This window comes from Streptomyces sp. NPDC007905 (assembly GCF_042959345.1).
GTDB lineage: Bacteria > Actinomycetota > Actinomycetes > Streptomycetales > Streptomycetaceae > Streptomyces.
In genome coordinates, this window is record NZ_JBIBKS010000001.1 from 638,645 (window position 1) to 649,387 (window position 10,743).

Genomic DNA, 10,743 nt, shown 5'->3' on the forward strand with positions numbered 1-10,743 from the left:
GACCGCGCTCGGCGGATGCCGACCGTCAGAGGCTGAAGCGCTCCTTGCCGAGGAAGGGACAGCTCGATCTCGAACAGCACCGAGGGCGCGGGCCCGGCCGTGTCGTCGCCCGCGTGACGCATCCTCGCGATAACCGCCGCTATCTGGCACAACGACCACACAGGACAGCCCGTCCTACTTGCCGAGAGAGTTCCTCGCCCGCCGCCCGAGTGATGCGCACCCCCGGGCCTGGGTTCAGACGTCGCGCTGCAGCAGCCGTACGGGCATGAGGCCGGCGTACTCGCGGTCGGCGGCCGCATCGGCGCGGTCCTCCTGCGCCCGGGCGCGGTGGTCGTCGGCGAGCTCGGGCTCGGCGCCGGTCAGCGAATCGCCGTCCGGTCCGTCCTGAGCAGGCCGCTCCTCGGAGCCCTCCGTCCCACCGCCAAAAAATCTTGGCCGTCATGTCAAGAATCCGGGGGCCGGGCGGCTGTGGGGGTGTGTACGGCCGCTGCTTCACGGTGAGGCGCTCGAGGCCGCAGACTGGGGGTGTTTTTGGTGGGGATGACCAGCGCGGGCGTCGCCGTGTACCTGGTGCTGTTGTTCGCGCCGGGGCTGAACAGCGTGCTCAACAGCATCGCGTTCCGCATCCGAGCCGCGGGGAAGGCCGAACTCGTGCGCGCAGGGCGAGAGCCGGGCGTCCGCACGCGCCGCGGGCGCAAGGGGAAGCGGGGGCGGCATGGATGAACAGCAAAGGGCCCAGCGTGCCGAGGTGCTCGCGGCCCTGGTCGCCGAACGGCACGGGCAGATGGTCGGCTGCGCCCGCAAGCGGCTGCGTAACTTAGGGGTTCCGCCGTCGTGGGCGGATCCCGAAGACGTCGTGCACAACGCCCTCACGAGCGTGCTGGCCTGCCCGGAACCGATCGAGCGGCTGCGCCCGTACGTCTTCAGGGCCGTCAAGAACGAGGTCTGGCACGCGGCGCGGCGCTACCGCGGCGGCCAGGGGTACGCATCTCTGGACGCGGACGTGCAGCTGGAGACGGCCGCTGGCGTCGCCGACCCATGCGCTGCGGCCGACCTGCGCCTGGACCTCGACGCGGCGCTCACCGCCCTGCCGCCCCAGCAACGCAAGTCGGTGTGGTGCAACAAGGCGCTGGGCCTGACCCAGGCGGAGACGGCCAAGGTGATGGGGGCGGCGCCGGGGACCGTCGCCACCCACGTCTCCCGCGCGGTCGTCGCACTGCGGGTGACTCTCGGGGCTCTTCTGGGGGTGGTGCTCGCCGTCTTTACCGCGGCGTGGGTGCGGACCGGCACACTGCCCATCGACCCCGCCGCGGGCGGTGATCTGGCGGCGCGGATGGAAAATTGGGTGGCTCGCTGGGGGTGGCCGGAGACCGTTGTGGCGGTCATGGTTGGCGTACCGCTGACGTGGTTGGCCTCTACGTCGCTGTACCCACGGTTCTTGGCGATGATGAGTCGGCTCCGCGACAGGCGGGCCGCCGAGGAGTCGTCGGTGGTCTGGCACGGCGAGGACTGGACCGTGCGGCATGTGGCGGGCGCCGAGGGCAAGACGTACCGCTGCCCCGGCTGCGACCAGGTGATCCCCTCCGGCGTCCCGCATGTGGTGGCAACGCTCACGCACAACGCTGGGGACGATCGGCGGCACTGGCACAAGGCGTGCTGGAACGCGAAGGACCGCCACAGCGCGCGGGCGAGGCGGTGACGGACTACTCCGGCAGCGGACGGCTGGAGTTGAACCAGGGCGTGATCTTCCGGTGGTTACCGGAGGGCGGAGCGGTGTCCGGGCCGCTCCGGCACTCCCTGGTGTTGTGCCGGGCCGCACGTCAGGTCCGGTGCACCGGCCGGATGCCGCGGCGGTGCCAGCCGACGCAGCGCCTTCGAAGCTCGGTCGACCGCCGGCGCCTGGTGCTCAGCCACATGCGCTCGTCGCCGTCCCCGCGCGGACCAGTGCGTCACGATTGCTTCGTGGTCGGCCATCCACAAACGATACAAAGGCTATATGAGGGAAATTCCGGATCAATCCGGTCGCGATATGCCTGATGCGTCCATGAGGACTCATCGGCCCGGTCGCCCCCGTCGGCGGGGAGCGGCGTGGCGGTCCGGCTCGCTGCTGAACGTGCACAGCCTCGCCGGCCAGGTCTTTCTGCTCGAGCTGGCCGTCGTGATGCTGCTCGTCGCCGCCGCCCTGGTGGCACTCGTGGTGCAGGCCCGACGCGACGTCACGGCGGACGCCCGCCACCGGACGCTCACCGCGGCGCAGACATTCGCGAACTCCCCGGGGATCGTTGCGGCACTGAACAGCGCGAACCCGACCGCTGTGCTGCAGCCGCACGCCGAGGCGGCCCGGAAGGCCGCAGGCGTCAACGCCATCATCGTGTACCGGCTGAACGGGATCACCCTCACCCACAGTGACCGGCATCAGATCGGGAAACGCGTCATCGGGCCGTACGCGGCGGCGGCGACCGGCAAGCCGTTCACGAGCACCTTCAAGGGCTCACTGGGGCTCTCCGTGATCTCGGCGGCCCCTGTGAGGGGTCCTGACGGCTCGGTCGTCGCCGTCGTCGCCGTACCCGTCACCGTCGAGAAGGTGCAGCAAAGGCTGAACACGCAGCTGCCGTTCCTGTTCGGCGGCGCCGCCACGGCCCTCGTCGTCGCCGCCGGCGGGTCGGGCCTGGTGAGCCGACGGTTGCGGCGGCAGACCCATGGCCTGGGGCCGGCCGAGATGACCCGGATGTACGAGCACCACGACGCGGTGCTGCACGCGGTGCGGGAAGGAGTGCTGATCGTCGGCGGTGACGGTCGGCTGCTGCTGGCCAACGACGAGGCACGACGGCTTCTGGACCTGCCGGCGGAGGCGGAGCGGCGACACATCACCGATCTGGGGCTGGATGAGGACCTCGCCGGGCTGCTGGCCTCCGACCGCCCCGCCACCGACGAGGTGTACCTCGCGGCCGACCGGCTGCTCGCGGTCAGCAAGCGGCCCACCGCACCTCACGGACCGGCCGGCAGCGTGGTGACGCTCCGGGACACCACCGAGCTACGGGCCCTCTCCGGCCGGGCGGAGGTGGCGCGCGAACGGTTGAAGTGGCTCTACGACGCCGGGCTGCGGATCGGCACCACGCTCGATGTGAAGCGCACGGCCGAGGAACTGGCCGAGGTGACGGCGCCCCGGTTCGCCGACATCGTCACCGTCGACCTGCTGGACCCGGTCCTGCGCGGCGAGGAGTCCTCCGGTGCGACCGCCGGGACCACCGAATTGCGCCGCAGCGCCGTCGCCGGTCTCGGCCCGGACCATCCCCTCCACCCGGTCCGCGACCTGGTTCGGTTCGTCCCGGCCCACCCCGTCTCCACGGCGATGGCCGAGGGCGAGCCTGTCCTGGTCGGGGACCTGAGCGCCTCCTACGGCTGGCGGGCCGAGCAACCCGGACGTGCCCGGCGGATCCTCGATCACGGCATCCACTCCCTGCTCGTGGTTCCCTTGCAGGCCCGCGGCGTGGTGCTGGGAGTGGTGAACTTCTGGCGCGCACAGGGGTCCGGGCCGTTCGAGGACGAGGACGTGTCCTTCGCCGAGGAGCTGGCCGCCCGGGCAGCGGTGTGCATCGACAACGCCCGCCGCTACACCCGCGAACACGCCATGGCCGTCACCCTGCAGCACAGCCTGCTGCCACGCGCGCTGCCCGAGCAGTCCGCCCTCGACGTGGCCTACCGCTACCTGCCGGCCCAGGCCGGGGTGGGCGGGGACTGGTTCGACGTCATCCCGCTGTCCGGGGCCCGGGTGGCACTGGTCGTAGGCGATGTCGTCGGCCACGGTCTGCACGCCGCGGCGACCATGGGCCGGCTGCGCACCGCCGTGCACAACTTCGCCGGCCTGGACATGCCGGTGGAGGAGCTGGTGGGGCAGCTGGACGAGCTGGTGGCGCAGATCGACGCCGAGGAGGCCGCCGCAGGGGACGGACAGGGGATGATCACCGGGGCGACCTGCCAGTACGCCGTCTACGACCCCACCTCCGGGCGGCTGGCCATCGCCACCGCCGGCCATCCGGGACCGGCGGTGGTCCGGCCCGACGGGACCGTCGACTTCCCCCGGCTGCCCGTCTCGCCGCCACTGGGTCTCGGAGCCGGCCTGCCTGTCGAGACCGCCGAGCTCACCGTGGCCGAGGGTTCCCGACTGGTGCTCTACACCGACGGACTGATCGAGGACCGCACCCGAGACCTGGACGCCGGTCTGGAGGCCCTCCGCGATGCTCTGACAGGGGCGGATCTCCCGCCGGAGGCCACCTGCGCGGCGGTGATGGAGGCCATGCTGTCCGACCGGCCCAGGGATGACATCGCGCTGCTGGTGGCGCGCACGTGCCGACTCGGACCGGAGCAGGTCGCCGAGTGGGACGTGCCGCGTGACCCCGCGGCAGTGGCCCCGGTGCGCGCCGCCTGCGCCCGTCTGCTGACGGAGTGGGGGCTGGAGCAGGTCGGCTTCACCGCCGAACTCGTCCTCAGCGAGCTGATCACCAACGCCATCCGCTACGGCGCCGAGCCCATCGCCGTCCGGCTGCTCCGCACGGACCCGATCAGCAGCCCCGCCGCGGGCACCCTGATCATCGAGGTCTCCGACGGCAGCAGCACCTCGCCGCGGCTGCGCCGGGCGAAGGTCACCGACGAAGGCGGCCGCGGACTCTTCCTGGTCGCCCGCTTCACCGAGCGCTGGGGGACCCGCTACACGCCCACCGGCAAAGTCATCTGGGCCGAACAGTCCCTGCACCACGGCGCCACGCCGGAGGCGGAAGGAATCGACGAGATCCTGCTCGGCCAATGGGACGACACGGCCATGTGAGTGAGCGGGTACGTCCCCCTTTCCTACGGCCTCACGCACGCCTTTCCCACGGCCTCACGCCCGCCGCGTGCCGACGTGGGTGCGGCTGGGGCCCGGGGCGTACGAAAGCCGTTCAGCCGGGGAAAGACGCTGATCGCAGGCTCCCCGGGCACCGTCCCGCCATCGAGGCGGCCGGGTATCCTGATCTCGATGACCACTTCATCGGCGCAGTGGACCCCACCGACCCGGGAGGCGCTGCGGAAGGTCCGCCACTCCGGGCCCAGTGGTGCTTGCGGCAGATGCTCGAGGTGACCAGCTCTTCCCCACGCCCGGGAGCAGTCGTGACTACACCGTGTGCCCGAGCAGCGGCGGTCTTCGGCTGCTTCGCTCTCGTGGCGCTGGGCCTGAGCGCTTGCGAGAACACGCCGCCCGCCGGAGTCGCGAAGCCCTCAGTGGCGACGTCCGCCGAGAACGCGGGCGGCATGCGCGCACTGATCACCGCAGCGAAACGGGAGGGCACGCTCAGAGCGATCGCGCTGCCGCGTGACTGGGCCAACTACGGCGGTCTGATCAACGGCTTCGAGCGGAAGTACGGGATCAAGGTCACGGTCGAGGACCCGCTGGGCCACAGCGAGGACGAGATCGACACCCTCAGGAGGATGGGGAACCGGCCAACAGCACCCGACGTCATCGACGTGGGCGACACGTTCGCGCGGAAAGCGGCGGCGCAGAATCTGCTCGCGCCGTACCAAGTAGCCCCTTACGATTCGATCCCCGTTGGTCAGAAGGACTCGAACGCCCGCTGGTACAACAACTACGGGGGCTACATCTCCATCGGCTGCGACGCCAACCGGGTCAAGCCCTGTCCGGATACCTTCGCCGATCTGCTGAAGCCCGGTTACCAGGGCAAGGTCGCACTCGAAGGCGACCCGCCGCGGTCGGCGACCGCCTTCGACAGCGTCTACGCGGCCGCGCTGGCGAACGGCGGGTCGTTCGACAACATCCAGCCCGGTCTCGACTTCTTCACCGAGCTCAAGAGGACAGGGAACTTCAACCCCCTCAATTCCACCGCGGCAACGGTCGAGAACGGCCTGACCCCCACCAGCATCAACTGGGATTACATCAACCTCGACTACGCGGACCTGCTCCACGACAAGGGCGTGAACTGGCAGGTCGCGATCCCCTTCGACGGCAGCTTCGCCCAGTATTTCGCGCTGGCGATCAACAAGAACGCCCCGCACCCGGCGGCTGCCCGCCTGTGGCAGGAGTACCTCTTCAGCCCGGAGGGCCAGAACCTCCGGCTGCGCGCCTATGCCCGCCCGGTGCTCATGGACGCCATGAGACAGGACGGCACCCTCGACAAGGCCGCCGCTGCACGACTGCCGACGGTTGAGGGAACACCGCAGTTCCCGACGGACGCGCAACTGCAGAAGGCGCGGGAGTCGGTCCGCCAGGGCTGGGCGAAAGCCGTCTCCGGCTAGGCCGTTTCTGAAGGCTCTAGGTGGACTGGGTGGCGGGCGAAGTGGCAGACGTTGGTCGTGCGACGCCGGTCGCTCAACTCACCACCGCAGCCGCCGACCTGCAGCCCGCACCCGTAGCTGCAGTCCGGATGCGCCTTGCGGCGGCGGTCCAGCTCCCAGGCGTCCATGGGCAGGATGACCGGGTGATCGGAGTTCTTGTGGCCGATCCGGCCGTCTGCACGAGACGGTGGTCGAGCATGGAATCCCACAACGGGACGCCGGGGCCACTGATCATCCGCCGGAGAACGAGTGACGCGGAATACCGTCAGTATGCGATTCATGAACTGGGTTCGCAGGAAACCTTCACGGACATCACCGGTCTGACTGTCCACCGGCTCGCACGACGCATAGGCTCGCGTCGCATACGTCGACGGCCGGGGAGGGGACCGCGATGCGGAAGGGCAGTGCCGAGTACGAGCAGGCGTTGGACGCCATGGTCGGGATTCTGCGCGCTCGGGCGGGCTTCTTCCGGCCGGCCCGCTGTGCTCCTTACCACCGTCCCGGTGTCGACGCCGAGTTGGGTCAATGAGTTGAAGGAATCGGCGAGGATCTGCACCGGCCGGTGAGGCCTCCTGCTCCGGCTCGCCAGATCGGGCCGTGGACCACGGCTTGCCCGTCGTGGACCGGGCTGCCCTGCCCCGGCGAGTTCGCCACGGGGGTCGTGGGCGGTGAGCGCCTGCGAATGGCGCACGGGAGACCGGAACAGGACGGCGCCCCCCACCGACTCCCGTCAAGGCATCCCGCTCCGATCACTCGTCATTTCATGACGGCCTGTTCCGGGCCGCTCTTCAGTTCAAGGAAGTACTCGTGAGCGCAATCGGTTCCGGCGGAAGAGTCCAGCCGGCTCGTCCCGGCGACCCCTCCCGCATAGGCCCCTACCGCATCATCGGCCGTCTCGGCGCGGGCGGTATGGGCACGGTCCACGCCGGAGTCACCTCCGACGGAACGCGCGTGGCGGTCAAGGTGATCCATGCCGAGCAGGCCCAGGAGCCGGAGTTCAGGGCTCGTTTCCGACGCGAGGTGGAACTGTCCGCCCGCGTCACCGGACCACACCTGGTCCCACTGCTCGCCGCCGATCCTGACGCGCCGACCCCGTGGCTGGCCACCGCCTACGTGCCAGGGCCGACGCTGAACGAGCACGTGCTCGCTCACGGGCCGCTCGCGGAGGGAAGCTTGTACGCCTTCGCGGCCGCCACGGCACAGGCGCTGGCTACGATTCACGCCGTGGGAGTGGTGCACCGTGATGTGAAACCGCAGAACGTCCTGCTCACGCCCACCGGCCCCCGTGTGCTGGATTTCGGCATCGCGCACGCCGCCGACGGCACCAGCGTGACCCGGACCGGAGTCATGACCGGCACCCCCGGCTGGATCAGTCCCGAGCAGTACCGTCAGGGCAGCGCGGGGCCGGCGGGCGACATGTTCGCGTGGGGCGCGCTCGTGGCCTACGCGGGCACCGGCCGGTTGCCCTTCGGGGCCGGCGCACCCGATGTGGTGGCCTTCCGCGTGATGTCGGGCGAGGCCGACCTGGACGGCATCCCCGCACCGCTGCGCCGGATCGTGGAAAACGCGCTGGCCCAGGCGCCGGGTGACCGCCCCTCAGCCGCCGAGGCCGCCCAGGAGTGCGCGGTGCAGCTGGCCTCTCAGGCCACCCAGGTGGCGGGAGCCGGCGCGGTGCCGGCGACGGCCATGAACATGATCACGGCCCTCTGGGAGGTGCCGCCCGCGCACGATTCCGCATGGCAGTTGCCCTCGGGCGGGAGCCGTTCGAAGAGGCGACTGGCCGGTGCCTTCGTCCTCGCGGCAGGCCTCATCGGCGGTCTGGCCGGAGGAGTGGCGGCGCTGCTGCCCGGCGACACCGGGGGCGGCCGTCATGCACCGTCGTCCGCGGCCTCGGCGTCACCGCTGTCCTCGGCCGGATCCGGGCAGCCTTCGGCGAGCACCGCGAAGGGCAGTGAAGCGGCGAAGCAGCAGGTCGGGAGCGGCGGTTCGGCGAGTGTGGCGAGCTGGAACCAGGCCCGAACGGCACAGGGCGCGGGCGAGCACGACGTGGCGCGCGCGGTCCTGCACGACGAGGGCGTGGAGGCGCAGGACCTCGGCAGCGGCGCCGACTTCACCCCGGAGACCGTGCGGTTCCACGCGTCGCGCCGGGAGGTCTACCTCTCGTACCGGCTGACCTCCGACGAACAGGGGACGATGTACGCGGAGACGGAGATCGCCAAGTCGATGTGCCTGACGCTGCGGGACGTCGTGCTCCGCCTGCACCCGGACCTGCCGTACCGCACGTACGTCATGGTGAAGGAGCAACAGGGCCAGGTTCCCCAAGTGACGTGGCAGGACGACTTCGTCACCAACACCGCCTGCCGGTCGGCCGCCGACGACGGCACCGGGCAGGACACGGACGGCACGCAGGACTGGCAACCGGACGAGAACGGCCTGGGGCAGGCGATGATCCCCAGTACCGACAGCGCGGAGATCCGGGTCGCCGACGGCGCCGCCAGGAAGATCATCGCGGGAACCAACGGGATGCGTCGGACACTCGGCACCGACCGGGTGCTCGGCAACGCGCAGATCAAGGTCGGCTTCGACCCCGCCAACTCGGTGATGTACGTCTGGTCGGAGTACGCGCGGTGGAACGAGAAGCAGGTCGACTCCTGGGCTGCCCTGGCCGCCGGCGAGGCATGCCGGGCGCTCGTGAGCGAACGGGAGAGCGCGGGAAGCGCCTGGCCGTACTACCGCTATGCCGTGGCGGAGATCGGCGGGTCCCATTACATGATGATCCGTTGGGACACGGCCACCACGCGGGCCGACTGCCCGGCCTGAGTGACGGATCCGGGCCGTGGCCGAGGTTGACCCTCGACCTTGTCGAGGGCTCAGAGTCCTGGGTGTGGAGAACGAGATGCGCAGCATCGGGGAGATGGCCCGGGACGGCGGACTGAGCGTGAGCGCGCTCCGGTTCTACGACCGTGCCGGTGTGCTGGTCCCCGCCTGGGTGGACCCGGTCAGCGGCTACCGCTGGTACGAGCCCGAGCAACTGGAGGAGGCGCGCTTGCTGGCCCGGCTGCGCCGGGCCGGCATGCCCCTGGCGGACATCCGGCTCGTCCTGGCCAGCTGGGCCGGCGCGGACACGAATCTGGTGCGCGGTCTCCTTCAGGCGCACCTGCGCCGTCTCGAACTGGGGCTGTCCGACGCCCGCAGCGAGTTCTCCACGCTCCGAGCACTACTCGACCGCAGGGAGAACCAGATGACTTCGCTCAGTGCCGCCATCGTTCGGCTGTCCGTCCCCGCAGCGGAGCTTGCCGCCGCGCTGGACGCGGTCCGCTTCGCCGCCGGTTCCGACGCCGAGCTGCCGGTGCTCGGCGGGATCCTGTTCGACATCGAGGGCGAAGGACTGCGCCTCGTGGCCACCGACCGCTACCGGATGGCCGTCGCGCAGGCACGGACAACCGGGCACGGCGGGTCTCGGACGCAGGTCGTCGTGCCCCTTCCGCTCGCCGACGCGATGCGGGCGCTGCTGACCGGCGAGGAGCTCGTCCAACTGGTGGTGGACGGTGACCGCGTGACGCTGGAGAGCGGGGATCGCCAGGCGGCCGGCCAGAGCCTCGGCCACGAGTTCCCCGACTACCGCCGCCTCGTCCACCTCCCGGCCGGTCGCCGGGCCCACGTCGACACGGCGTCCTTCCGCCAGGCGCTGGAGACCGGTCCGGTCCGCGTGAGCCAGACCCGTAAACAGGACGGCGAGACCTGTGACCTCAGTGTGCTCAGGGTGACCGAGAACGGGACCGTGATCGTGTGCGACGACGGTGACGACGACCAGAACAACGTCGCCGTCAACCGCGAGTTCCTGCTGGACGCACTCACAGCCGGGGCCAGGGACGAGCTGCTCCTGGAGCTGGGCGCGCCCACGGCACCGCTCGCCGTCCGCCGACCCGACGACGAGGGCGCCTTCTCGATCCTGATGCCGGTCCGCTCCGAGAACTGACCTCCGTCCGGGTCGGGTTGGTCCTCGTCCACGGCCGCCTGTCCCGGGCCCCGCGTCGGCGTCACGGCACCTCGTACCGAACGAGTGCCCTCGCGAAGGGCTCACCGCTGCGCCGGGCGTACGTCATCCGCTCGCGGACCTCGCTCAGGGTGCGGGGACGGTACCCGGGTCCGCCGCAGCAGCTCTTGTGGAAACGGACGCCCGCGTGCAGCAGCACGGACAGCGTCCGCCAGGCCGCGGTGTCCCGGCGGCGGGGTGCGGCGAAGGCGGAGCCCACGTGAATCAGCGGCTGCGCGCAGCGGGGGCAGATTCGCTGCCTGTCCCTGTCGTAGGGCTGCTTGTAGGAGGCCCGGCAGGGCAGGCAGACGTAGGAGGTCTTCGCGTGCGGCATGTCAGCAGGGTAGGCGGGGACTGCGCGGAACTCGAAGGGATTTCGGTGC

The 10,743-nt window shown here is 70.8% G+C and carries 7 protein-coding genes and 2 pseudogenes; 8 read left to right on the forward strand and 1 reads right to left on the reverse strand.

What is annotated here, in order from left to right; translation table 11 throughout:
- Positions 1-540 precede the first annotated feature (540 nt).
- From ACFZDC_RS03130 to ACFZDC_RS03165, 8 genes and pseudogenes are all read left to right on the forward strand, one after another.
- Positions 541-723 (forward strand): hypothetical protein, encoded by a 183-nt coding sequence (locus tag ACFZDC_RS03130; protein WP_391319727.1) that lies wholly within the window; start codon positions 541-543, stop codon positions 721-723.
- A 61-nt stretch (positions 724-784) separates the two neighbouring features.
- Positions 785-1,207 (forward strand): annotated as a pseudogene (locus tag ACFZDC_RS03135) (RNA polymerase sigma factor); the annotation flags it as partial.
- 273 nt (positions 1,208-1,480) lie between these two features.
- Positions 1,481-1,699 (forward strand): annotated as a pseudogene (locus tag ACFZDC_RS03140) (ATP/GTP-binding protein); the annotation flags it as partial.
- Positions 1,700-2,044: 345 nt separating this feature from the next.
- Positions 2,045-4,825, forward strand: coding sequence for a SpoIIE family protein phosphatase (locus ACFZDC_RS03145; RefSeq protein WP_391319604.1), 2,781 nt, complete (start codon positions 2,045-2,047; stop codon positions 4,823-4,825).
- 320 nt (positions 4,826-5,145) lie between these two features.
- On the forward strand, positions 5,146-6,285 hold the full coding sequence (locus tag ACFZDC_RS03150) for an extracellular solute-binding protein (protein WP_391319605.1): 1,140 nt from the start codon (positions 5,146-5,148) through the stop codon (positions 6,283-6,285).
- Between the two features lie 430 nt (positions 6,286-6,715).
- Positions 6,716-6,853, forward strand: coding sequence for a hypothetical protein (locus ACFZDC_RS03155; RefSeq protein ID WP_391319606.1), 138 nt, complete (start codon positions 6,716-6,718; stop codon positions 6,851-6,853).
- 278 nt (positions 6,854-7,131) lie between these two features.
- Complete coding sequence (locus ACFZDC_RS03160; RefSeq protein ID WP_391319607.1) at positions 7,132-9,144, forward strand: protein kinase; 2,013 nt, start codon at positions 7,132-7,134, stop codon at positions 9,142-9,144.
- Between the two features lie 76 nt (positions 9,145-9,220).
- Positions 9,221-10,303, forward strand: coding sequence for a MerR family transcriptional regulator (locus tag ACFZDC_RS03165; protein ID WP_391319608.1), 1,083 nt, complete (start codon positions 9,221-9,223; stop codon positions 10,301-10,303).
- A gap of 61 nt (positions 10,304-10,364) precedes the next feature.
- On the opposite strand, the gene ACFZDC_RS03170 is transcribed toward ACFZDC_RS03165, so the two are convergent.
- Positions 10,365-10,694 (reverse strand): deoxyxylulose-5-phosphate synthase, encoded by a 330-nt coding sequence (locus ACFZDC_RS03170; RefSeq protein WP_391319609.1) that lies wholly within the window; start codon positions 10,692-10,694, stop codon positions 10,365-10,367.
- Positions 10,695-10,743: the final 49 nt, after the last annotated feature.